We start from the raw sequence: 24696 nt of genomic DNA, 5'->3' as shown, positions 1-24696 counted from the left end.
GCGGTCGGACCATGGCCGCCACAAGGAATTTCCGCAGATGCCCAAGACCTTCAAGCTTTCCCCCGTGGCCACCGCCCTGGCCCTGAGCCTGGCCGGCGAGGCCATCGCCGCCGAAGACCCGGCGCTGTCCACCGTGGTGGTGACCGGCGTGCGCGGCAGCCAGCAGCGTACCGTGACCGACAGCCCGGTGCCGGTGGACGTGATCTCCGGCGAACAGTTGCGCACCAGCGGCCAGAACGGCCTCAAGGACATGCTCACGCGCCTGCTGCCCTCGTTCAACGCGCCGACCATCAACGGTGGCGGCACCGCCTTCCTGGTGCGCGGCATCAGCATGCGCGGGCTGGGTGGCGACCAGGTGCTGATCCTGGTCAACGGCAAGCGCCGGCACAACACGGCGATGATCAACAACAATGCCCGGGTCGGCACCGCTGCGGTGCCGGTGGACCTGGACCTGATTCCCACCGCGGCGATCGAGCGCATCGAGGTGCTGCGCGACGGCGCGGCGGCGCAGTACGGCTCCGACGCCATCGCCGGGGTGATCAACATCATCCTCAAGCAGGACGCCGAGGGCATCACCTCCGACAGTTCGGTCGGCCAGTACTACGCCGGCGACGGCACCAGCGGCCATGAGGCCGCCAACGCCGGCTTCGGACTGGGCGACGGCGGCTTCCTCAACCTGTCGTTCGACGCCAAGGTGCAGGAGCCCTACGACCGCGCCGGCGCGGTGCGCGGCAACTTCACCACCCTGGCCAACGGCCAGCCCGACCCGCGCCTGACAGAGCGCCACGGCTGGGGCGAGGAATACGGCCTGGGTCGCGACCGCACCTACAGCGGCGCCTACAACCTGGAGCTGCCCCTGGGCGAGGAACTGAAGCTGTATTCGTTCTCCACCCTCAGCTACCGCGACGGCAAGAAGGTCCTCGGCCACCGCGCACCCACCGACATCACCGCGACCAATTGGCTGGCGAACCCACCGTATCCGAAAGGCGGCCAGGCCACCCGTGAAGTGGAGGAGACCGACTACCAGATGCTCGCCGGCCTCAAGGGCCTGGCCGCCAACTGGGATTGGGACCTGTCGACCACCTATGGCCGCGACAAGGCCAAGCTGTACACCGACAACAACCTCAACCTGTCCAACGACCCGCTGCTGAGCCAGCGGCGCTTTCACCTGACCGACGAGATCTTCGACCAGTGGACCACCAACCTGGACTTCAGCCGGGCCCTGGACATCGGCTGGAGCAGCCCGCTGGAGACCTCGTTTGGCGTCGAGTACCGCTGGGAGAAGTACGAGCTTACCGAAGGTGAGCCCAACTCCTACAACTACGGCGACTATGTGATCCCCAGCGGCCCGCTGGCCGGCCGGCGTCCGGACCCTGGCCTGTTCTCGGTCAACGGCACCACCCCGGAGGACGCCGGGCAGATGATCCGCCACAGCGGCGCGGCCTATGTCGACTTCGGTATTAACCTCACACCGCAGTGGTACAGCGCCTTCGCCCTGCGCTACGAGCGCTACAACCAGGAGGTCGGCGAGACCGTCAGCGGCAAGTTCACCACCCGCTACGAGTTCGCCCCCGGCTATGCGGTCAGGGCCGCGGTGAGCAATGGCTTCCGTGCGCCGTCACTGGCGCAGAACGTGTTTTCCTCGACCAGTTCGGTGACCATTTTCGGCGCCGGCGGCAACACCAGCACGGCGCGCACCAAGCAGATGCGCCCCGGCTCGCCCGAGGCCATCGCCCTTGGCGCCCAGACCCTGGAGCCGGAAAAGTCGCGTAACTACAGCCTGGGCTTCACCGCCGAACCCACCGACCGCCTGCGCCTGACCGCCGACTTCTACCTGATCGACATCGACGATCGCATCCTGCAGACCGGCGTGCTCACCGGCCCCGCAGTGTCGCGCATCCTGGTGGCCAACGGCCTGTCTCCGGACCTGTCTGGGCAGTATTTCGCCAACGCCGCCGACACCCGCACCAAGGGCGTCGACCTGGTGGCCGAGTACCGCCAGCCGCTGGCCGAGTACGGCACCGTGCGCTGGAGCCTGGCCTACAACCACAACAAGACCAGCATCCGCGACCTGGCCGACACCCCGGCGAGCCTGTCGAGCCTGGGGGCGGGCTACGTGCTGTTCGACCGCCAGCAGCAGATCGACCTGACCAAGGCCACGCCCAAGGACAAGTGGATCCTCAACAGCAACTACAAGGTCGACGACTGGACGGTGAACCTGACCCTGACCCGCTACGGCGAGTACACCGAAGGCTCGAACATCCCGGCCAACGACCGTACCTACGGCGCCAAGTGGATCACCGATATCGACGTGGCCTATGACCTGACCCAGAACATCACGGTGGCACTGGGCGCCAACAACCTGTTCGACAAGTACCCGGACAAGATCGGCATCGTGCCCTGGGCCGGGACCTACGAGTACGGGATGTTCTCGCCTTACGGACTGGGTGGGGGGTACTACTACGGCCGTGTGAGTCTGGCGTTCTGATGAATCATTTATTCAAGGGGCGTTACATCCTGACGGGGTTGCTGTGCCTGATGCTGGGCGTGTCACACGCCGACGAAACCCTGCGCGTCTCCAGCCAGAAGAACTCGCTGCAGGTGCTGCTGCAGGCCGCCGGCGAGCTCGATGATGTGCCATACCCCCTGGAGTTCGCCGCCTTCGGCGCCGCCGCGCCCACTGCCGAGGCCCTGGCGGCCGGCGCGGTGGATATCGGCACCCTGGGCACCGCGCCGTTCGTGTTCGCCACGGCGGCCGGCGCCGGGCTCAAGACCGTCGGGGTGGTGCGCCTGCAAGTCACGCCCACGGCGGTGGCGATCGTCGTGCCCGAAGCGTCGCCCCTGACCGACGCGACGTCGCTGGTAGGCCGGCGCATCACCACCACCCGCGGCTCCATCGGCCATTACCTGGCGCTGGCCGCATTGCGCGCCAGCGGCCACAACGGCCGCGACGCCACGTTCGTGTTCCTCCAGCCAGGCGAGTCGCGCAGCCTGCTGGCCAACGGCGGCGCCGATGCCTGGGCCACCTGGGATCCATACACCAGCATGGTCCAGCTCGAAGGCGGCACGCGGGTACTGGTCAGCGGCGAAGGTTTGTTCGCCGGCAACATGCTGCTGGTGGCCAACCCTGCGGCCATCCGTGACAAGCCGGCGCAACTGCGGGATTTCCTGCATCGGGTCGGCCGCGCCTGGGACTGGGCCAATGCTCATGTCGAGCAGTTCTCGGCGATCCAGGCCCGCCAGAGCGGGCTGCCACTGGAAGTGCACCTGCGCTCGAACCGCTATTCACAGCCACGCCGGGTCGCGGTGGATGACGCCCTGGTCAGGGATCTGGCCGACACCGCCCGGCTGTACCGGGACGAGGGAGTGATCGGCCCGGGTTTCGTTGCCGAACAACAGGTCGACAGGCAGTTCAATGAGGCACCGGAAGTTCAGTGAAAGTTACCCGATGTGCGTGATGAAAGTTGTCATTTTTATAATGTTCATGCGCATTTCTGATAATGGCTGAAGTTGCTCTGTAATATTTTGACAAAAGTTTTGACGCTAGAGAAAAACGATATTTCACAAGTGCTTGCTGCTTGTTGATGATGGCCTGGCGACCATCGGATGTCGCCGGTTATTCGCCCATCACAGGTGCAGTCAAACCGTTCAGGAATACGCGAGGGAGTGTTCATGCTGACGATTACCACGGTCGAGGAGTTGACCGCCGCACAGTTAGACGATGTGATTCACGCCCGTACACTGGGCATCCTGATCAAAGGTTTCGCACCCGCCGATACCGTGGCCCTGGCCCTGGAGCGCCTGAGCCATCACGAACTGCGTGGCGCGTTCAGCGAGCAGACCGAGTTCGTGCGCCTGGGCAAGGCCTATATCGAGATCAGGGACGAGGCCAGCCGCGCCGAGTACCACGGCCAGGCCATCGGCAACATCCGCAAGATCCGCAGCGCCTTCGGCCCGCTGGCGTCGCCCATCGATCACCTGCGCCTGCTGCTCGACGAGGTCTGGCCCAAAGGGGCTCGGCTGCTGGATGTGAACGGGCAGAAGTGCTTCGTCGGCATTGCCCGCTTCCAGGGCAACAATGTCGACCTCACGCCGCATACCGACGACCTGGCGCGCAACGCCCCGGCCGACCACCAGCCGCGGCTGCTCACCCAGCTGTCGACCAACATCTACCTGCAGATCCCCGAGGACGGCGGCGAGCTGGAGATCTGGAACCTGCACCCCGACGAGGCCGAATACCAGCGCCTGCGTGGCCAGCGCGCCTACGGCATCGAGCGACACCTGCTGCCGCCGCCGGACCTGGTGGTCAAGCCCGAGCCGGGCGACCTGATCTTCCTCAACCCGCGGCTGATCCACGCGGTGCGCCCTTCGGCCACCAGCACGCGGGTCACCCTCGGCGTATTCATCGGTTATTTCGGCGACGACCAGCCTTTGGCCTACTGGAGCTAAGCGACATGAGCAATGTGGAAGCGATCAACCTCAAAGCCTATTTCAACAAGGGTGGCGAAGAGCTGGACTTCACCGGCAAGCGTTGCGTGCTGGCGGTCAGCGTGGGCCAGGAATACCACGAGGAGCACAAGCTCAGCTCCACCGTGCACCTGATCAACAAGTCCGGCTTCAGCCAGGTGAAAGTGGTGGTGGCCGACACCCTGCAGCGCCACAACAAACACGGCAAGTCGCCGGGCGAGGCGCTGTCGGCGTCGATCCGCGACGGCGACGCGTGGCTGGCGCGCAACCGCAAGTACCTGGCCGGGCTCGAGGCGCCGGTGCGCATTAGCCGCTGGAACCAGGAGCTGGCCTCGGACCGCTACGCCGAACTGCGCCAGCAGGTGAACCAGCTGTACCGCGACAGCGAGGACCTGCGCGGCGCCATCGAGGCGACCATCGGCGTGTTCATCGAGCGTTTGCGATTGCGCGACCCCGAGGCGGACCTGGAGCGCGCTGCCGCCCAATGCCGCGAGTACATCCTCGAGGAAGTGCCGATCATCCTGCCCCAATGGGCCGAGGAGGGGTACGACTACGTGATCTATCCGCAACAGATGACCGATGCCATGGCCACCGCCCGGCGCCTGCTGGTCGAGCCGCACGCGCCGGAGCGGGTGCACTGGCTGCCATTGAAGTTCAAGAAGCGCGGCATCCCGATTCCCTTCACCCTGCCAGGGGCGGTGCACCCGGCCTGGGCCGCCAGCGCCATCGCCATCTGAATCGCTGCAACCCCGGCCCCACGCCACACGGACGACGGCCTTCATACTGAAATCCGGAACAGGAGTTTGCATGGGCGTTTTTGCGCAACAGCAACGCAAATGGTGGGCTTTGCTCGGCGTGAGCATCGCCAGTTTTCTCGGCTGCGTCGACTTCACCATCGTCAACACCGCGCTGCCGGCACTGCAGGCTGACCTCGGCGCTTCGGTGGACAGCCTGCAGTGGGTGATCAACGGCTTCATCCTGGCGCTGTCCAGCGCCATGGTGCTGGTCGGCCGGCTGGCCGACCTGAAAGGGCGCCGACGGGTGCTGAACATCGGGCTGGGTGTGTTCGGGCTGGCCTCGCTGGCGGCGGGGCTGGCCAGCGGCATCGATACTCTGGTGGCCGCCCGGGTCGCCCAGGGCCTGGCCTGCGCGGTGCTGTACACCGCGTCGGGGGCGATCGTCGCGGCCACCTTCTCCAGCGAGGAACAGGGCAAGGCGTTCGGTGTGCTGTTCGGCGTCAACGGCATCGGCCTGGCCGTAGGGCCGGTGCTGGGCGGGCTGATCACCAGCGCCTTCGGCTGGCAGTGGATCTTCCTGGTCAACGTGCCGTTCGTGCTGTTGAGCCTGGCGATCATCGCCGTGGCGGCGGACGAGTCGCGGGCTAGCGAGGATCGCGCGCGGCCCGACTGGCTGGGTGCGGTGCTGTTGCTGGTGGGCTTGCCGAGCCTCGTGCTGGTCATCGTCCAGGGCGCCGCCTGGGGCTGGGCTTCGGCCACTACCCTGGGCCTGCTGACGCTGGCGTTGTTTGCCTTGCTGGCCTTCGTCGCGGTCGAGTTGCGGGTCGAGGCGCCGATCATCGACCTGCGCCTGTTCGCCAACCGCCGCTTCGTCGCGGCGGTCACCGCCAGCTTCGGCCTGGCGGTGTTCTACTGCGTGGCGTTCTTCGTGATGCCGCTGTACCTGGCGCTGATCCGTGGCGAGAGCGTGCAGGCCAGCGGCCTGCTGTTGCTGCCGACGACGCTCGGGGTGGCACTGCTGTCGCCGCTGGTGGGGCGTCTGGTGGACCGCAAGGGCCCGGCGTTGCTGGTGCAGGCCGGGCTGCTGCTGTTCGTGCTGTCCGCCGTGCTGCAGGCGGCATTTGGCGAGCACACCTCACTGTTGCATCTGTTGGGCGCATTCGCCGTGATGGGGCTGGGTTGGGCCTGCATCCTCGGGCCTTCGACGGTGCTGGGGATCTCCTCGGTTCCGCAGCAGGTGAGCTCGGTGGCCATGGGCTCGCTGATGACCCTGCACAACGTCGGCGGCGGGCTGGGACTGGCAGTCGGGGTGGGGCTGTACCGGGCGGTGGCGGTCGACACGCTGTCCGCAGCCACCGGCGTGCCCGTGCAGACCGACTGGCTGGCCAGGGCGGCGGCGGCGCCGGAGCAAGGTGCGGCTTTGTTGGGCGAGCACCTGGGGCAGGGCGGCGATGTGCTGCAGGGCTGGGTGCATGCCGCGTTCCTCGACGGTTACCAGGCGCTGATGGTGTTTCTAGCCGTCAGCCTGTTGCTGGTCTGGGGTGGCGTGACCCTGCTGCTGCGAGCGAAGAAGGTAAGCGTACCCGCCCAGGAGCCCAGCCATGGCAAGGCGTGACGGCCGCCTGCGGCTGGGCGCCTTTCTCTCCGGCGCTGGCGCCCACGCCGGCAGCTGGCGACACCCGCAAGCGGACGCTGACGCCTCGATCAACTTCGAGCGCTACCGGCAGTACGCCCAGACCCTGGAGCGCGGGCGTTTCGACGCGCTGTTCCTCAACGACAACGTCGCCGTCGGCGAACTGGACCCACGGGTGCTGCGCAGCAGCGCCTACAGCCTGCGCTGGGACCCGCTGACCCTGCTGCCGGCGCTGGCGGTGGTGACCCGTCACATCGGCCTGATCGCCACCGCCAACACCAGTTTCAACGAGCCCTACAACATCGCCCGCAGCTTCGCCTCCCTCGATCACCTGTCCGGTGGACGCGCCGGCTGGAACCTGGTCACCGCGCTGATCGGTGGCGAGAACTTCAACCAGGCGACGCACCTGCCCCATGCCGATCGTTACGCCCGCGCCGAGGAGTTCTTCGACGTGGTCACCGGACTCTGGGACAGCTGGGCAGACGATGCCTTCCCGCTGGACAAGGTCTCCGGTACCTGGCTGGAGACCGCGCGCATGCGGGTGCTCGACCACCAGGGCGAGCATTTCCGCGTACGGGGCCCGTTGAATGCTCCACGGCCCGTGCAAGGCTGGCCGGTGATCGCCCAGGCCGGTTCCTCGCAGGCCGGCCGGGCACTGGCGGCACGCAGCGCCGAGCTGGTGTTCACCGCGCAGCAGACCTTGAGCGAGGGCCGGGCGTTCTACGCCGACATGCACCAGCGCCTGGCCTCGGCAGGGCGGGCGCCGGAGTCGTTGCTGGTGTTTCCGGGCCTGGCGCCGGTGGTGGGGCGCACGACCAGCGAAGCCCAGGAGAAGCACGAGCAGTTGCAGGCGCTGGTGGATCCTGAGGCGGCGCTCAAGGCGTTGTCGTTCCTGCTGGACATTGGCATCGACCTGGAGCGGCTGCCCGCGGATGCCCCGGTGGTGCTGCCGGAGCCGTTGCCGCTGACTGAGCGGCACCAGAGCCGCCAGCAGCTGGTGGTGGACCTGATCCGCCGCGAACGGCCCACAGCCAGGCAGTTGCTGGCCAGGCTCGGCGCGGGCGGGCACCGGCTGCTGGTAGGTACGCCTTCGCAGATCGTCGAGGAGATGGCCTGCTGGTTCGAGGAAGGGGCGGCAGATGGCTTCAACCTGCTGTTCACCCACCTGCCGGGTGGGCTGGATGATTTTGTCGGGCAGGTGGTGCCCGAGTTGCAGCGGCTGGGGTTGTTCAGGCGTGAGTATGAGGGGCGTACGTTGCGGGAGAACCTGGGGTTGCGGTATGTGCCGAACCGGCATTTTCCGGACTGAGCATGGCACCTGTGGGAGCGGGCTTGCCCCGCGATGGCGTCATTAGCGAACTGACGCTATCGCGGGGCAAGCCCGCTCCCACGCATATCTGTACTGACCCGGAGGGGCAGCTCAACCCCGCTGATCGAAGAAATGCCCCATCAGCTGCAACAACGGCCGGCGCCGGTTCTTCACCGCGAACGCCCACTCATGGGTCTGCGACGGCGCATGGCCGACCTCATGTTCGCTCAGCAGCTTCTGCACCTGGGCCAACCGGTACCACGGCACCGAGGGGAAGGCGTGGTGGACGATGTGCAGGTTGAAGTTGAGGATCACATAGCGCGACCACAGCGGCAGGTCCTTGCAGTCGTGGGACACCCCATCCTGCTCCCAGAACTGCAGGCGGTCGGCGTCCCTTGGCAGCAACGGCGCCTCGGCGTGGTGGGGCAGGTTGAGCAGCTCGACCATGAAGAACAGGAACACCCAGGTGATCCCGTAGAACAGCACCAGGTCCAGCAGGTGCCCAAGGCTCCAGGCCAGCACGGCCGCCGCCAGGTAACCGGCCAGGTACAGGCGGGCGAAGCGGATCTCCTTGAGAATCCTCGGCGAACTGTCGCCCTTGGCCCGGGCAATGAACGGCGCGCGCCAGTTGAGCAGGAAATGGTTGGCGGCGATCATCGGGATCCAGTGCTTCCAGACGAACTCCAGGGTGCGCTCCTGTTTTTTCGTCATCACCGAGAAGCGCTCGATCATGCCGCGGTTCTCCGGGTCGTTCACCGGGTGCGCGGTCCAGGTGTGGTGAGCCATGTGGAAGCGCCGGCGGACCAGGAACGGCAAGGCGATCAGCCAGCCGTCGCAGTGGCCGATGAAATCGTTGAGCCGGCGGTTGGCCGAGGCGGCGCCGTGGGTCGCCTCGTGCATGATCAGGTAGAGCTGCACGGTGGCAAGGCCTGCCAGCGCCAAGCCCAGCAACTGCAAGGCGGTGGAGTCGGCGAGCCACAGGTTCCAGGCCACCGCCAACAACAGCAGGTCGGCGACCCAGAGCATCACGGTCCAGGGTTCCCGGGCGCCGTCGGGGATCTGTTTTCTTACACTAAGCCATTGGTCCTTGGTCACTTGCAAAAACTCCGATCGGTTAGCTGGCGGCCCGGGAAGCCGGGTCGGCGGGAAGGCTGCAAAGGTTGTTGGCCAGGTGCGCGTAGGCCAGGTCGAATCGGGCGATGTCGTCGTCGAAGCCGTGGCTGCGCGGGGGCACGGCGAAGTCCTGGAACACCAGCTGGATACAGTCGTAGCGCACGCCGTTCTCCAGGTGCCAGGCCGGCAGGTAGGCGGTGATGGCAAAACCCAGGCGGCGCAGGCTGGCCAGCAGCTCCAGCTTGTCTGCCAGGATCACCAGGCTGACGTACTCCGCCTGCGCATGTTGGCGCAGCAGCGCGCCGAGCTCCGCCAGCACAGCTTGGCTTGACAGGTAGCGACCGCACTGGCCCGACAGCATCAGCGCGCCGGCCTGGGGATCGTGGGTGTAGCTGAGCTGGCCATGGCGTTCGGCGCCGGTGGGACCGCTCAGAAAGGTGTCCGGGTAGCTGCCGGGAGTGACGCCGAGCCGCAGGGCGGGGTAAAGCAGGCGGCGGACGAATTCGGCGGCGCGGGCGGTCACGTACCAGGGCGCCACATGGACAAAGCCGGCCTGGAGCACCGGCTGGATGGCGGTCAGGTGATATTCGCGCAGGCCGTCGACCGTGTCCGGGCCGCCGTCATGCCCCACCAGCACGGCGGGGCGGATCTTGTTCATGACGCTGTGGCTTGCGATGTTGCGGGTGATGTAGAAGCCCAGCTCCATGGGTTCGGGCCGGTGGGTCTCGAAACCGAGGCGGATCAGGCTGGAGATGGCGCCGGTCCTGCGTGCATCGGGGTGGATCACCCCGTGGCAGACTTCCCACGAGCGGTTCCAGGGGCGGCGGGCGATGCAGCAGCATCCGAGCAGTTGGCCCTGGGCCTGGGCGACAAACCACTGCTGCTGCCCGCTGCGCAGCGAGTGACGGATATAGTCCGGGCTCTGGCAAGGGTGGGTGGTCTGCCCATAGACCTGCTGGAACAGCGCGGCGAGGGCTTCGATATCGGCGGGGCTGGCCGGGCGACAGCGCAGTGTTTCGGTTTCCGGCAACGGCGCAACGGCCGTTTGCGGCGAACGGGTCGCAGTCATGACGCACCTTTTGTCTTTATTGAAGGCGAACGAAGGCAGTGACCGCCCAGGGCAGGTCACGGGCACGTGGCGGGGCTGGGGTCAGTGACGGAGATGTCGTCGCAGGTCGGCGCGGCTGGGTGATGTGTGTGAAGGGTGAGGCGAGAGTGCGTCATCCGTGAGCATGGCCATCATGCGACTCCTGTACATGGCGGGTTCTTGTCCAAGGCCAGCGCAACTCCTTGGCGCTGCCAGGAAACGGACTATAGAGTCACGCGATGGGCCGTCAAACGGCCATCGGCAGGAGACTGCAACGTGTTGTGCGGTCAAGGTGCCGAGGGGGCGGGCAGGCCCGCCCCTGTTTTTCGGTACGCCAGGTCCCGGAGCAACACGCTGTAGGAACAGGCTTACATGTAAATGGCTGTAAAGACGACTCGGTGTTCAGATATCGCTGCCCTTGAGGCGGGCAAGGCCGCTGTCACGTGCGAGTCTGGGATGGCCCGGCAGCGGCTCCGGCCGAGGATGTCCTGCCGTGCTGTAGACCCGGGTACGACTGCCCAGGCCCTCCACCAGGGGCGCCTGCAGCGGGTATCGGGTGCGGGCCTTGAGGTCGGCGATCAGCTCGTCGAGCAGCGCGTCGATCTGCGTGCTGTCCTGGTGGTGGGCGGTGGTGATCAGGTGCGCGGTGTCGCCCGAGGTGGCCAGGCAATGGCGTTTCCACACGCTGGCCGAGGGGCAGGGGAACACCACGGTGATCGAGTTGGGGTTGCGCCAGGCCTCGATGCCGGCCGCCCGCAGCCGGTCCACCGCATGTTGGGCCAGGTCCAGGCAGCGCTGGATGCGTGCGCGCCAGTCCTCCCGCGACCGGCTGCACAATGCGGCCCACATCATCAGTGGCGTGTGGCCGTTGCGCGAGCCGCTGATGGTCTGGTCGCGGGCACTGATGTAGTCGATTTCCACCGAAATGCGCTCGACGTTGTGGCGCCAGGCCACTACGATGCCGCAGGGCATCGGCGAGCCGATCATCTTGTGCCCGGAGACGCAGATCGAGTCGATGCCGTCGGCGAACGAGTAGGGCTCGGGGGTATCGACGAAGGGCAGGATCATGCCGCTGAGGGCCGCGTCGGCATGCAGGTAGTAGTCCTCGCGGCGGATGCCGGCCTGGGCCAGGCGCTGCTGAATGGTGGCGATGTTGTCGGTGGCGCCGCGCAGGGTGGTGCCGATATTGGCGAAGATGATCGGGTGGCGTTCACCGTCGGCGGTGATTCGCGCGACCAGGTCGTCGTAGTCCATTTCACCGTTGGCCTGGGATTCCACCACCTGGGCCTTGATGCGCAGCAGGCGGACGATCTTGGCCACCGAGTAGTGGGTGTCCTTGGAGTAGTAGAGGGTGGCGTCGGGAAACAGCTCGCGGGCCAGGTAGCAGCCGAACATGTTGCCTTCGGTGCCGCCGTTGGTGACATAGCCCCAGCTGTCCTCGAACGGGATGTGGAACAGCTCGGCGAAGAAGCGCATCACCTCGCGCTCGAAGTCGAAGGAGTTGAGCAGGTAGTTGCTGGGCTCGTTCCAGTCGCCGCAGTTGTTGATGGAAAAGCGCATGAAGCGGTGCAGCAGGCTGTAGTCGAAGTCGGCCGACTCGGGGTAGCCGACATTGAAGTACTGGTGGGTAAGGCAGTACTGCCAGAAGGCCTCGAGACGCTTGTGGTCGGCGGGTGAGAATGTCATGTCCAGCTCCATGGTGCGCGCTCGGCCGGCCAGGGCCGAGCGCGGTGCGGGTGAAAGTCCTTGTCAGTGCCGCATCAGGCTCAGGCGGCCAGGGTGGCGCCGCCGTCGACCACGATATCCTGCAGGGTCACGTGCCCGGCCTGCTCCGAGGCCAGGAACAGCACCACATTGGCGATGTCGTCGGGCGTGGCGATCTTGCCCAGCGGCACGCCGAGCTTGAACTGCCCGGGCAGGCCGTCGACCAGCTGGCGTTCGCCCGCCGGGTCGCCGAGCATGCCGGCGAGCATCGGCGTGCGCGTCGAGCCTGGCGACACCACGTTGCAGCGTACGCCGTAGGGTGCCAGCTCCAGGCCCACGCAGTGGCTCAGGCTGACCAGTGCGGCCTTGGAGGCGCAGTAGGCGGCCATGTTCAGGCGCGGCACGTGGGCGGCGTTGGAGGCGACATTGACGATGGCGCCGCGGCGCTGGCGACGGAACACCGGGGTCCACTGGCGCATCAGGTAGAACGGCGCGCTCACGTTGACATCCAGGCAGCGCTGCCAGTCTTCGCAGGACACCTCGTCGCTGCGCCCCAGGCGCAGCACGCCGGCGACATTGACCAGCACGTCGAGGTACTGCGCCTGCTCCTTGAGGCGGTCGCAGACCCGCTGCACGTCGGCCGGATCGGTCAGGTCGACATGCAGCAGCGCGAAGGGCACGTCGGCCTCCTCGCAGTCCAGGCCGATGACCTCGGCGCCTTCCTCTAGAAACTGCTGCGCCACGCAGCGACCGATGCCGCTGGCGGCGCCGGTGACCAGCACGCGCCGGCCGGTGAAGCGGGCCATGGCCATCAGGCGGCCCCCCGCGCTTGCATCAGCGACCACCAGCCATCCAGGGTCGGCGCGTTGGCCAGCTCCTCGAAGCTGACGGCGATGCCGCGCTGCTTGAGCTCGGCGGCCAGCTTCATCACCTGCAGCGAGTCCAGGCCGTAGAAGATCAGGCTTTCCTGCGGGTCAAGGTCGCTATCGTCCTCGATCATCTGGCGCACTCGGCCATGCAGCCAGTCGCGTGTGGTCTCGCCCGCGGGTTGGGTCAACAGGGCGGTGGTGTCGGTGACATGGCCGCAGCGGGTGGCGACGTACTTCAGGGCCAGGCGGTGCTCCTCCTCGGAGAAGTCGGCCACCGCATCGCCCACCAGGAACGCCTGGATATCGTTCATGAAGGCGTCGGCGGCGGTGATCATGCAGCCGATATGGGCGTACACGCCGCCGATCAGCAGCTGGTCGCGTTGCCAGGTGCGCATGCGCTCGAGCAGGTCGGAGCGCTGGAAGGCGCTGTAGCGCCACTTGGTCAGCACCGTGTCGCCCGGCTGCGGCGCCAGGGCGTCGATGATCGGTTGTTGCTCGGGGCTGGCCGCCGGCAGGCCCGGGCCCCACATGGCGTTGAGCAGGGCGCGATCCTCGGGTGGCTGTTCATGGGGCTGGGCGGTGTAGACCACAGGGATGCCCTGCTCGCGGGCCCAGTGGATCAGCCGCGACAGGTTGTGCACCAGGGCGGTGAGCAGGGCGCCGTCGGGTTGGTAGAAGCGCAGGAAGTAGCGCTGCATGTCGTGGATCAGCAGCACGGCGCGGGCCGGGTCGGGTTGCCATTGGGTCTTGTTGGCCGGGTAGCTGGCCCGCTGCGGCATGGCATAGTCGTGGATGGTTGGAATGGTCATGTCGGGTCCTTGGACGGTCAGGCGGTCTGGGCGACGGCGAGCAGCGCGCGCAGTTGCTTCTTGTCGATCTTGCCCACCGCGGTCAGCGGCATGGCGTCGATCAGCCGGATCCGGTCCGGGAGCTTGTATTCGGCGATACCCAGGCCCATCAGGTGGCGGCGCAGGGCGATCGGCTTGAGCTGCGGGTTGCGCGAGACGATGAAGGCGCAGCTTTTCTCGCCGAGCAGTTCGTCGGGCAGCGCCACCAGGGCGGCATGGGTCACGTCCGGGTGCATGACGATCAGGTTCTCGATCTCCTCCGAGGCGACCTTCTCGCCGCCGCGGTTGATCTGGTCCTTGACCCGCCCGACCACTCGCAGGTTGCCATCGGCGCTGCGCTGGACGATGTCGCCGGAGTGGTAGAAGCCGTCTTGGTCGAACACCTGGGCGTTGTGCTCGGGGCTTTGGTAGTAGCCGCAGAAGGTGTAGGGGCCACGGGTGGCGAGCATGCCTGGCTCGCCGTCGGCGACCGGCTGGCCCTGTTCGTCGAGGATGCGCACTTCGTCCAGCTCGCTGATCGGCCGGCCCTGGGTGGTGAACACCTGCTCGTCGCTATCGTCCAGGCGGGTGTAGTTGACCAGGCCCTCGGCCATGCCGAACACCTGTTGCAGGTGGCAGCCCAATACTTCGGGGACCTGGCGGGCCAGGGCCTCGGCGAAGCTCGCACCGCCGACCTGCAGCAGGCGCAGGCTGCGCAGCTTGGCCGCGTGCCCGGGCGCGGCCTGCAGCCACAGGGCCACGGCGCTGGGCACCAGGGCGGCCATGGTCACCGCGTGGCGCTCGATCAGGGCGAAGCAGTTGAGCGGCTCCGGGTTGGCCGCCATGACGATGCAGCCGCCGGCGTGCAGCACGCCCAGGCCGCCGGGGGAGCTGAGGGTGTAGTTGTGCGCGGCGGGCAGGGCGCAGAGAAAGCGCGTGGCGCTGTCCAGGGCGCAGATCTGCGCGCTGGCCCGCACGCTGTAGGCGTAGTCGTTGTGGGTGCGCGGGATCAGCTTGGGGGTGCCGGTGCTGCCGCCGGACAGCTGGAACAGCGCCACTTCGCCGGCCGGGCTGGGCACGTAGTGGGTGCCGCGCACATCGGCGCTGGCGCTCCATTCGTCGAGAGCATCGAGCATCAACGTCAGCTTCGGACGCAGGCCTTCCTTGGCCAGGTCGTCGAGGAACGCGTCGTTGCGGAACACCTCATGCTCGGCCGAGGCAATCAGCAAGGCGGGGTGGATCTGCCGGGCGAAGGCGCCCAGCTCGTGCTGGCGGTGGCTGTAGAGCGCGTTGACCGGGGCGATGCCGGCCTTGAACAGGGCAAACAGCACGATGTAGAACTCGGCGACGTTGGGCAACTGCACCAGTGCCGTGTCGCCCTGGCCGAGGCCGTGGGCGGCCAGGCGCGAGGCCAGGTTGGAGGCGCGCCGGTCCAGTTCGCCGTAGCTGATGCAGCGTTCGCCGCAGAGGATCGCCGGGGCCTGTGGCTGCGCGGCGGCGCGCTCGATCAGCAGTTGGCTGAGCGGCTGGTCGTTCCAGTAGCCGGCGGCGCGATAGCGCTGCGCCCGGTCCGCGGGCCAGGGGGTGAATTCGATGGTCATGGGCATCTCGGAAAACGGGTTTGAGGTCAATGGTCCAGGCCGCAGGCACGCAGCATGGTGCCGAGCTTGGTCTGCACTTCGTTCCATTCGGTGTCGGGGCTGGAGGCCTCGACGATGCCGGCGCCGGCGAACAGGCGCACGCGCTGGCCGCTGAAGGTGCCGCAGCGGATGGTCACCACCCACTCGCCGTTGCCCTGGGCGTCGCACCACCCGACCATGCCGGTGAACAGGCCGCGCTCGAAGGGCTCGACGAAGCGGATCAGTTGCCGAGCCCGCTCGGTGGGGTAGCCGCACACGGCGGGAGTCGGGTGCAGCCGGCAGGCCAGTTGCAGGGCGTCGATATCGGCCGAGGCCAGTTCGCCCTCGATACGAGTGGACAGGTGCCACAGCGCGGCGGTGCTGATCAACGACGGTCGCTCGGGGACCTGCAGGCGGCTGCACAGTTCGCCGACGCGCTGGGCGATGTCCTCGGTGACCAGGCGGTGCTCGTAGTGGTCCTTCTCCGACGCCGCCAGCCATTGCGCATTGGCGCGATCGGCCTCAGGGTCGGCCATGCGCCGCACGGAGCCTGCCAGCGGGTTGCTGACGAAGGCCGTGCCTTGCTTGTGCACCAGCAGCTCCGGGCTCACCCCCAGCAGGGTGGCGCCGTTGGCCAGGGGCACGCGGAAGTGGTAGCCCTCGCGGTTCAGCGCCTTGAGGTTGGCCTGCACCTGTGCCGGGTCCACGGGCGTGGCGAAGTGCAGTTCGCGCTGCACCGAGAGCACGGCCTTGCGCACATCGCTGTGCTGGAAGTTGACGATGGCATGGCGCACGGCGCGCTTGAAACCGTGTTCGTCGGGGATGTTGGCCTGGCTGAGCAGCGCCGGCAGCGCGCCGGCCTGGGCGGGCGCCGCGGTGCGTTGCTGCCAGGCATAGGCCTGGGGAACGTACAGACTGGATGCCTGAGTGGTGTCGAAAGGGATGGCGCCGACCACGATCGGGTTGTCCTGCCCGGCCTGGCGGGCGCGCTCGAAGGCCTGGTCGATGCTGCGCCGCAGCGCGCCGCCGGCAAGGTGGCTGCCGTGGGCCGGGGTGTCGATCCGCTCACGCAGGCCGCTGACGCTCAGCTCGCGGTCGCCGGATGTGAATGAAAAGCTCGAGTCCTCTTGGCTGAGCGGCACGGTGTCCCTGTCTTGCAAACGCAGGGTGCCTGTCTTCATGGGTAGCCTCCTTGGCCGATGGGTGAGAAAGAAAACCTTGAAATATAATCATTCTCGTTAGTAAATATGAGGACGCGAAACACATGGATTTGTCAACTACGCGGGTAAGCGATGAGAGAGTTAACTTCGATGCAGGCCGCCTGTTGGATCGGGCGGGATGCACATGCGGCACTGGGTGGCGTCAGCGCTCACCTGTATGCCGAGTTCGATGGCCAGGCCATCGATGTGGCGCGCCTTGAAGTCGCACTTGAGGGGCTGTACCGGGCACACCCGATGCTCAAGCTGCGCATCGACGGACAGGGACGGCAGAGCATCGACGAGACGCTGCGCCCCCAGCTGGAGCTGGAGGATTTCAGCGATCTGGACGGTCCAGCCGTGGAGCGACGCCTACTGGAGAGACGCCGCCAGTGGAGCCACCAGCGCCTGGACCTGAGTACTGGCCAGGGTGCGCGCTTCGGCCTGAGCCTGTTGCCGGGCAATGCCGCTCGGCTACACGTGGACACCGACATGATTGCGGTGGACCCGTCCAGCTTCCGGGTGCTGATGGAAGACCTGGCCCGGCTGTACGACACCCCTGAAACCGTGCTGCCGATCACGCCGAGCTACTTCGACTGGCTGGACCAGGTGCGTGCCGATGCCGACCTGCGCGACGCTCGCAGCCGCGACCGCGCCTGGTGGCGGGCACGCCTGGCGCAGATCGCCCCGGCGCCGACGTTGCCCTTGCTTGCCCCGGGCCCGGCGCGCAGCGAGCGCTTTGCCGCCCGGCTCGAACCCGAGCAGTACCGCGCCTTGCAACAGGCGGCGCGGGCGCAGCGGATCACTTCGTCGGCGTTGCTGCTCGGGCTGTTCGCCACCGCCCTGGGAGAGCACACCGGGGACCGCCGCCTGCGCCTGAACGTGCCGGTGTTCTGGCGCGAGCCGGTGCTGGAACCGGTGCAACGGATCGTCGGCGAGTTCGCCAACCTGGTGCTGGTCGATGTCGACTTCACCGGCGTCGCCAGCCTTGCCGCGCTGTGCCAGGACCTGCACCGGCAATTGGTCGAACGCCTGGCGCACAGCGCCTATCCAGGCGTGGACCTGATGCGCGACCTGTCGCGCCACCACGGCACGCCGCAACTGGCGCCGGTGGTGTTCACCGCAGGGCTGGACCTGCCCGGTGGCGAGCTGTTCTCCGAGCGCGTGGGCCGGGTGTTCGGGCCGATGGACTGGGTGATCTCCCAGGGTCCGCAGGTGGCGCTGGACGCGCAGGTGGCCCAGGTCGATGGCGGCCTGCTGGTCAACTGGGATGTGCGCCTGGACGCACTGCCGGCGGATTGGGTCCAGACACTGTTCGAGCGCTTCATTGCCCTGGCCGTCGCGGTGGCTGCCGACATGGGCGCGCTGCACCAGCCTTTGACGATCGCGGCCAGCCGGGATCGCCCTTTGAACGCCCTGCAGCAGGCCTACCTGCTGGGGCGTGGCGAGCATCTGCCGCTGGGCGGCGTGGCCATGCAGGAGTTTCGCGAATACCGCGGGCACATGGACCTGGCGCTGCTGCGCAGCCGCCTCACGGACATGGTGCGCCGCCACGACAGCCTGCGCACCCGCATCGATGCCCAGGCACTGACCCAGTCGTTGAGCGACCAGGTGCAGGTCAACCTGGAGGTGATCGACCTGCGCGCGTTGACGGGTGAGCAAGCCCAGGCGCAGCTCGAGGTCCGTCGCGAGGCCTATGCCCACGCGTTGTTCGACCTGGCTGGACCGCCCTGGAATGTCACCGCCTTCCAGCTGCCGCAGGGCGAGCTGGTGGTGTTCGTGCGCTTCGATGCGCTGATCCTCGATGGACGCGCCATCGCCACCCTGATGGTCGAACTGTTCGACGGGCACTGCCAGCCGCTGACCGCCAGCGAGCCGACGGCGGCTGTCGACGACCAGAGCGAGGTGCGCAAGGCCGATACCGAGTATTGGAAGTCAAAGCTGGCCGAGGTCGATGGCGCGCCACGGCTACCGTGGCGCTGCGCCCTGGACAAGGTCGGCGTGGCCCGATACGCACGCCAGCGTCAAGTGATCCCGGCCCCGGCGTTCAAGGCATTGAGCCGCGCCGGCGCACGCGAGGGGTTGTTCAAGAACTCGACGATCATGGCCGTGGTACTGGAAGTGCTCGGCCACTGGCTCGACGAGGGCAGCCTGTGCGTGGCGGTGCCGGTGGCGCCGCCCCAGGACGGCGCGTTCGCCAACCGTTCCAGCTTCATCGCCCTCGACTGGCAACACAAACTGCCCACGTTCGCCGAGCGCGCCAAGCGCCTGCAGGCCGATGTGCTGGAGGGCCTGCAGCACCTGGCGTTTTCCGGCGTGGACCTGGCCCGCCTGCTGTACGACAGCAACGGCCCGGGCCCGGCATTGCCGGTAGTGTTGACCAATGGCCTGTCCTGGCCGGTGGGCGCGCTCGATGGTCCGATGACCTTGAGCGCGGGCCTGACCCAGACGCCCCAGGTGGCCATGGACATCCGTTTCTGCAACACCGCCGAGGGCGGCTTGGCGTTCGAGATCGACTATGCCCGCGAAGCGGTCGATGGCCGCTGGGTCGGGCAGCTGCTCGCAGCCTTTGGCCAGGCGGTGGCGCAACTGGCCGGGCAGGGCGCGTTCGAAGTCCAGGCACGGCAGTTCATCGACCTTGGCCACTACCGCCTCAACAGCAGCGAGGCGCAGGCCGCACCTGTCGATTTCCTCGGCCGCATCGCCAACAACCTGTTCGGCCCGGACAGCGGACGCATCGCCTTGCTGCACGGCGAGCGGCGGATCAGCTACGCCGAACTGGGCGAGGGCGTCGCCCGCATCGCCCAGGCTTTCAAGGCCCGGGGCCTGCAGCCTGGCCAGGTGGTCGCGATCTGCCTGCCGCGCGGTCCCGAGCACAGCATGGCGACCCTGGCCTGCGCCCTGAGCGGGCTGGTCTGGGTGCCGATCGACGCGGCAGCGCCCGAAGAGCGCCTGCGCTACCTGCTGGACAACTGCCAGCCGGCGCTGGTGGTCGATAGCGCCGCGCCACTGCTGGCCAGCCCGCCGGCCGCCCTGGACCTGACAGGCCTGGCGGCGTTGTCGGTCAGCACCGCGCCGGCCTACTACCTCTACACCTCCGGCACCACCGGCAAGCCCAAGTGCGTGGTGCTGAACAACCGCGCCACGGCCAACGTCATCGGCAGCACCCTGGCGCAGTGGCAGGTCAGCCGTGATGACGTGTTCATCTCGGTGACCCCGCTGCACCACGACATGTCGGTGTTCGACGTGTTCGGCAGCCTCTGCGCCGGGGCGGCGCTGGTGCTGCCCAAGCCCGGCGAGGAAAAGGACGCGCTGCGCTGGAACCAGCTGGTCAGGCGGCACGGCGTGAGCCTGTGGTGCTCGGTGCCGGCCATCCTCGAAATGCTCCTGGCCTGCCGCCAGGGCGATGGCTTGCGCAGCCTGCGCCTGCTGGCCCAGGGCGGCGACTACATCAAGCCGGCGGTGATCGCCGAATTGCGCGAGCTGTTGCCGGCGGCGCGGCTGGTGTCCCTGGGCGGGCCGACCGAGACCACCATCTGGAGCATCTGGCACGAGATCGGCGACCAGGACCGCGCCAGGGTGCCCTATGGACGCCCATTGCCGGGCAACCGCTACTGGCTGCTGGACGAACACGGCGAGCATTGCCCGCAGGGCGTCGCCGGGCGTATCCACACCAGTGGCGTGGGCCTGGCCCTGGGCTACCTGCAGGAGGGTGAGCTGGTGCAGAACGACTTCGTCAGCGTGCTCGACGAGCAGGGGACATCGGTACGGGCCTTCCGTACCGGCGATCGAGGTCGCTACCGCGAGGACGGGGTGCTGCTGTTCGACAGCCGGGTCAATGGCTATGTGAAGGTGCGCGGCGTGCGCGTCTCGCTGCCGGACGTCGAGATCGAGCTGATCCGCCATCCGGCGGTGCAGCAGGTGCTGGTGGTGGACTATGGCGATACGCAACAGGGCGAGGCCTGCATCGGCGCACTCTATGTGCGGCGCCACGACGCGCCACCCGGCGCCGTGGCGCTACGCGAGCATGCCCGGGCGTTGCTGGCGCAATCCCATGTGCCCACGCGCTTCGTCGAGGTGGCCGAGTTGCCGTTGACGGCCAATGGCAAGCCGGACCGCCGCCGAGCCCGCACGTTGCTGGAAGGCGAAACCGAGCAACCGCCGGCAGCAACGCCCAGTGACCCGCAGCGTTGCGCCCAGGTGCTGGCGATCTATCAGCAGGTGCTCGGCGTCACGCAGCCGGCCCGGGACTTCCTCGCCATGGGCCTGCGGCCGCAGCACCTCAAGCCCCTGGCGGCACGACTGGGCGAAGCCTTCGCGGTGCGCTTGTCGCCGGCGCAGTTGCTGGCGTGCCGCACGGTCGAAGACGTCGAGCGCCTGCTTGCCGCCACACCTGCCTGAATCAACCGCCCTGGGCCCGGCCCGGGGCGCCATCCGTAGTTTTTGGGAAATCATCGAGCATATGGACATAGCAACCGTAGACATCGCCGGCATCGGCATCGGACCGTTCAACCTGGGCTTGGCAGCGCTGCTGTCGCGCCACCCGGACCTGCGCTGCGCGTTCCTTGAGCGCAAGGCGGAATTTCGCTGGCACGAGGGCCTGCTGCTGCCGGGCACCACCTTGCAGGTGCCGTTCCTCGCGGATCTTGTGACCCTGGCCGACCCGTGCCACCCGTTGAGCTACCTCAACTACCTGCACCAGCACGACCGCTTGTTCCAGTTCTACTACTACGACCACTTCCAGGTGCCCCGGCGTGAATACGATCACTATTGCCGCTGGGCCGCGCGCCAGTTGCCGACCTGCCACTTCGGCGAAGAGGTCACCGGCGTGCGCTACGATGGCGGCAGCGAGCGCTTCGTCATCGACAGCGTGTCGGTGTCGGGCCTGGAGCGGCGCTACAGCAGCCGGGACCTGGCCATCGGCCTCGGCACCCGGCCGTGGCTGCCAGCCTGGGCGCGCACCCGCAGCCAGGCGCCGGTGCTGCACTCGGCGGAGTTCGGCAAGCGCCAGGGGGAACTGGAGCAGTGCCGGCGCGTGGTGGTGGTCGGCTCCGGGCAGAGCGCGGCGGAGTGCGTGCTGGCCTTGTTCAATGCGTTGACGCCGGAGCAGGTGGAGGCGGGGGCGTCGATCCACTGGATCACCCGTTCAGGGGGCTTCCATCCCATGGAGTACTCCAAGCTCGGCCAGGAATGCTTCACCCCGGCCTATATGAACTACTTCCACACCCTCGACCGGGACAAGCGCCGCGAGATCGTGGCCGAGCAGGGCCTGCTGTACAAAGGCATCAGTTTCTCCACCATCGGCGCGATCTACGACCTGATCTATGAACGCTCCATCGGCGGGCGCGAACCGGGGCTGACACTGCTGTCCAGCTGCGAGGTGGAGACGGTCGAGGACCTGGGCTCGGCGGGCTTGCGCATGACCTTCCGTCACCGCCAACTGGACCAGCGAGCGACCCTGGACACCGATGCGATCGTCGCGGCGACCGGCTATGCCCATGCCTGGCCGCAGTGGTTCGAGCAGCTCAAGGGCACGGTGCTGGCCACCGACGCGTACGGCGACTGCATCGTCGGCGAGGATTTCACCGCGCAGCGCTGTGATGGCGGCAGTGGCCGGGTGTTCGTGCAGAATGCGGAGATCTTCCAGCATGGCGTCGGCTCGCCGGACCTGGGGCTGGGGCCGGTGCGCAATGCGGTGATCCTCAACCAGTTGCTGGGCCGGGCGCAGTATCGGGTGCCGCAGCGGTCGTCGTTCCAGCGCTATGGGTTGCCGCAGGGTTGAACGATGGGGCTGCTTCGCAGCCCTGATTTAAATCGGACTGCGTGGGAGCGGGCTTGCCCCGCGATCACCGGCGAAGCCGGTGCTGTACTGCATCGCGGGGCAAGCCCGCTCCCACGCTGGTGATGCTTACAACGCCACGTCGCCCAGCGCCTGTTGGCCAGCCCCCACCTCGGCAAATACCCCAAACGCCGCGGAAATCATCGCGCACAGGCGCTCGACCTGGGCGGCGCTGTAGCGATCGCTGCGGTAGGTGACCACCAGGCGCAGCGAGCGCTGGCCGTCGAACACATCCTCCATGATTTCGAACTGCAGGCCGAACATCGACTCGCTCTTGTCCGGGTCGATCTGCTTGTAGCGAATGGCCTGGCCCTCGGGCGTGTGCAGGGCGCCATTGAGGGCATTGTTGGAGTGGATCTGCACGTACACATCGAACATCAGGCCCTCGGCGGGCGTCATGCCCAGCGCCTGCTGGATGGTCTCCATGGGCACGTCGGCGTAGGCCATAGAGTCGTTGATCATCCGCGTCACATCGCCCAGCAGCTCGCCCAGCGACTGTTCCGGGACGAACTGCACGCGGTGGGCGACCATGGTGGTGAAGTACCCAACGGTGTCGAAGAACGCCGGATCCGTACGCCCCGAGGCCGAGGTGCCGATTACCAGGTCCGACAGGTTGCCGAGCTTGTGCAGCGACAGGGCGATGGCGGTGTAGATCACGCTGAACAGCGATGACTGGTGCTGCCGGGCACTGGCGCCGAGTTGCTCCAGCACGCCGGGCTCAGGACGCAGCTCCAGCCAGCGCGCACGGGTGGTCGCCTGGTCGGCGGGCAGCAGCGTGGCGTCAGCGGGCAGGGCAAGGCCGCGGGTGGCGTCGCGCAGCAGTTCGGTCCAGTACGCCAGGTGGCGCGGGTTCGGGCCCTGGGCACTCTGGGCGAGGGCGAATTCGTGGAAGGTGCGCGCCGGCGCCGACCATTGCGGCGCCCGGTCCTGGGCGCGGGCCAGGTAAGCCTCGGCCAGTTCGGCCATGATCACGTTCAGCGACCACTCGTCGATGGCCATGTGGTGGACCAGGAACGACAGCACCTGGTGGCCGCTGTGCGGGTCACGCAGCAGGCGCAGCCTCAGTGGCAGTTCGCGGGCCAGGTCGAAGCGGTGCTTCGCCTCGCTGGCCAGGCTCGCGCCGGTGCTCTCGGCGCTGGTCCAGAACCACTTGTAGCGGCCCAGTTCGGCCAGCGGCACGATGCGCTGGCAGGCGCTGTCGCCTTCGCCATGGTAGGTGGTGCGCAGGCTGGCGTGGCGCTCCAGCAGGTCGCTGAAAGCTTGCTGCAGCACCGCTTCGTCCACCGGGTCGTGGAAGTCCAGGGCAAAGGGCAGGTTGAAAATGGTGCCGTAGTCGAACGCCGCGCAGGCGCGCCACAACGACGCCTGGGCCAGGGCCATCGGTGCCTGCTGGATATCACCGGGCTGATCGCTGGCCTGACTGGCTTGCCCTTGGCTCAGCTTGGCACGGGTAGCGAGCGCCGATGCGCTGGGCGAAGCGAAGAAGTCGCTGAAGCGCAGTTCGATGCCGTGCTCGCCCTGCAGGCGCCCGATGATGCGGGTGGCCAGCAGCGAGTGGCCGCCCATGTCGAAGAAATCATCCTCCAGGGTCATGCCAGGCTCCGCCAGGGCCTGGCGGAACGCGTCGAGAATGCGTTGCGCGATGTCCGTCGAGGGCGCCTGGGACAGCGGCTCGAACTGCAGTGGCTGGTCGCCGGCCAGGGCGTCGTATTCGGCGCGAATGCGCTCGAGCAGGGCTTGCGGCGACTGACGCAGCACCGCATGGCAAAGCAGGCCGAGCGCGGCCTGCTGGTCGCCGGCCAGCAACAGGGCCTCGAACGGCGGCTGCGTGGTGGAATCCCAGGGCGCCGCCTGGCGCGCCCGCAGCAGGGCGTCCATGCCCTCGGCCGCGCTGTGCTCGATGCGCAGGCACGGGTACCAACCGGGTGCCTGGGTCTTGTACAGGTCGCCGTCGTCGCTGAAGTGGTAGCGGCTGTTCAGGCCCGGCGTGGCTTCGACCACCGCCTGCACGGCCAGGGCGAGCAGCGACAGGTCGGCCCGGGGGCCAAGGCGCCAGGCGCCCAGTTGCCGGTGCAGCTGCTCGGGTTGCTGCTGCTGGGCGAACCAGGCGAGTTCCTCGTGTTCGTCCAGGGCCTGGGGCGAGGGTGGGGTGGTGTTGCGTTCCAACATAGCTAGCTTCCTGCTGTTCGATCGTTCAAGGCCCGCGTCGGCCTTCACTGCCATCCATGGATCGCGGTGAGTGGCCGCGCAGAGGGGTTGCACCACTGGGGTGCATTGCGTGAATCCAAGGGATTCG

16 protein-coding genes are annotated in these 24696 nt (G+C 67.5%); 8 read left to right on the top strand and 8 right to left on the bottom strand.

Annotated elements, in window-relative coordinates; genetic code table 11:
* Nucleotides 1-37 precede the first annotated feature (37 nt).
* The 6 genes from AC25ND_RS09680 to AC25ND_RS09655 all read left to right on the top strand — a co-directional run bounded on the left by AC25ND_RS09680 (nucleotide 38) and on the right by AC25ND_RS09655 (nucleotide 8146).
* Nucleotides 38-2488 carry a TonB-dependent receptor plug domain-containing protein gene (locus tag AC25ND_RS09680; RefSeq protein ID WP_236179701.1) on the top strand — a complete coding sequence of 817 codons (2451 nt, stop codon included), beginning with the start codon at nucleotides 38-40 and terminating at the stop codon, nucleotides 2486-2488.
* Entirely contained in the window at nucleotides 2488-3438 is a 951-nt protein-coding gene (locus AC25ND_RS09675) for an aliphatic sulfonate ABC transporter substrate-binding protein (RefSeq protein ID WP_236179703.1), read from the top strand. Before AC25ND_RS09680 ends, AC25ND_RS09675 begins: the two co-directional genes overlap by 1 nt.
* A 234-nt stretch (nucleotides 3439-3672) precedes the next feature.
* Nucleotides 3673-4449: a 2OG-Fe(II) oxygenase gene (locus tag AC25ND_RS09670; RefSeq protein ID WP_236179705.1), complete on the top strand. Its 777-nt coding sequence runs from the start codon at nucleotides 3673-3675 to the stop codon at nucleotides 4447-4449.
* Between the two features lie 5 nt (nucleotides 4450-4454).
* Nucleotides 4455-5204 carry a tRNA-dependent cyclodipeptide synthase gene (locus AC25ND_RS09665; protein ID WP_050705754.1) on the top strand — a complete coding sequence of 250 codons (750 nt, stop codon included), beginning with the start codon at nucleotides 4455-4457 and terminating at the stop codon, nucleotides 5202-5204.
* Between the two features lie 70 nt (nucleotides 5205-5274).
* Nucleotides 5275-6819, top strand: coding sequence for an MFS transporter (locus AC25ND_RS09660; RefSeq protein WP_236179707.1), 1545 nt, complete (start codon nucleotides 5275-5277; stop codon nucleotides 6817-6819).
* Nucleotides 6806-8146: an LLM class flavin-dependent oxidoreductase gene (locus AC25ND_RS09655; protein WP_236179709.1), complete on the top strand. Its 1341-nt coding sequence runs from the start codon at nucleotides 6806-6808 to the stop codon at nucleotides 8144-8146. Before AC25ND_RS09660 ends, AC25ND_RS09655 begins: the two co-directional genes overlap by 14 nt.
* 111 nt (nucleotides 8147-8257) lie before the next feature.
* Here the strand turns inward: AC25ND_RS09655 and AC25ND_RS09650 are convergent, their stop codons facing one another.
* The 7 genes from AC25ND_RS09650 to AC25ND_RS09620 form a co-directional block, all read right to left on the bottom strand.
* Nucleotides 8258-9241: a fatty acid desaturase family protein gene (locus tag AC25ND_RS09650; protein WP_028688876.1), complete on the bottom strand. Its 984-nt coding sequence runs from the start codon at nucleotides 9239-9241 to the stop codon at nucleotides 8258-8260.
* 19 nt (nucleotides 9242-9260) lie between these two features.
* Nucleotides 9261-10328: a GNAT family N-acetyltransferase gene (locus AC25ND_RS09645; protein WP_486976272.1), complete on the bottom strand. Its 1068-nt coding sequence runs from the start codon at nucleotides 10326-10328 to the stop codon at nucleotides 9261-9263.
* A gap of 420 nt (nucleotides 10329-10748) precedes the next feature.
* Nucleotides 10749-12032, bottom strand: coding sequence for a histidine decarboxylase (locus tag AC25ND_RS09640; RefSeq protein WP_083242108.1), 1284 nt, complete (start codon nucleotides 12030-12032; stop codon nucleotides 10749-10751).
* A gap of 80 nt (nucleotides 12033-12112) precedes the next feature.
* Nucleotides 12113-12895 carry a 2,3-dihydro-2,3-dihydroxybenzoate dehydrogenase gene (gene dhbA, locus AC25ND_RS09635; RefSeq protein ID WP_373876206.1) on the bottom strand — a complete coding sequence of 261 codons (783 nt, stop codon included), beginning with the start codon at nucleotides 12893-12895 and terminating at the stop codon, nucleotides 12113-12115.
* Complete coding sequence (locus AC25ND_RS09630; RefSeq protein ID WP_182324330.1) at nucleotides 12862-13728, bottom strand: isochorismatase; 867 nt, start codon at nucleotides 13726-13728, stop codon at nucleotides 12862-12864. The genes dhbA and AC25ND_RS09630 overlap by 34 nt, the downstream gene beginning before the upstream one ends.
* Nucleotides 13729-13745: 17 nt before the next feature.
* Nucleotides 13746-15347: a (2,3-dihydroxybenzoyl)adenylate synthase gene (locus AC25ND_RS09625; protein WP_236179713.1), complete on the bottom strand. Its 1602-nt coding sequence runs from the start codon at nucleotides 15345-15347 to the stop codon at nucleotides 13746-13748.
* Nucleotides 15348-15373: 26 nt separating this feature from the next.
* Nucleotides 15374-16546, bottom strand: a complete 1173-nt coding sequence (locus tag AC25ND_RS09620) for an isochorismate synthase (protein WP_236179716.1) — start codon at nucleotides 16544-16546, stop codon at nucleotides 15374-15376.
* Nucleotides 16547-16675: 129 nt separating this feature from the next.
* Between AC25ND_RS09620 and AC25ND_RS09615 the strand changes: the two genes are divergently transcribed.
* Nucleotides 16676-20962: an amino acid adenylation domain-containing protein gene (locus AC25ND_RS09615; RefSeq protein WP_486976271.1), complete on the top strand. Its 4287-nt coding sequence runs from the start codon at nucleotides 16676-16678 to the stop codon at nucleotides 20960-20962.
* 61 nt (nucleotides 20963-21023) lie between these two features.
* Nucleotides 21024-22343 (top strand): putative histamine N-monooxygenase, encoded by a 1320-nt coding sequence (gene basC, locus AC25ND_RS09610; RefSeq protein ID WP_486976270.1) that lies wholly within the window; start codon nucleotides 21024-21026, stop codon nucleotides 22341-22343.
* A 126-nt stretch (nucleotides 22344-22469) separates the two neighbouring features.
* Here basC and AC25ND_RS09605 read toward each other — a convergent pair whose 3' ends face one another.
* A complete protein-coding gene (locus AC25ND_RS09605; RefSeq protein WP_486976269.1) occupies nucleotides 22470-24569 on the bottom strand; it encodes a condensation domain-containing protein in 2100 nt (699 codons plus the stop codon).
* Nucleotides 24570-24696: the final 127 nt, after the last annotated feature.

This window comes from Pseudomonas sp. P110(2024), assembly GCF_057480795.1.
This window is presented reverse-complemented; position numbering and strand designations above follow the sequence as displayed.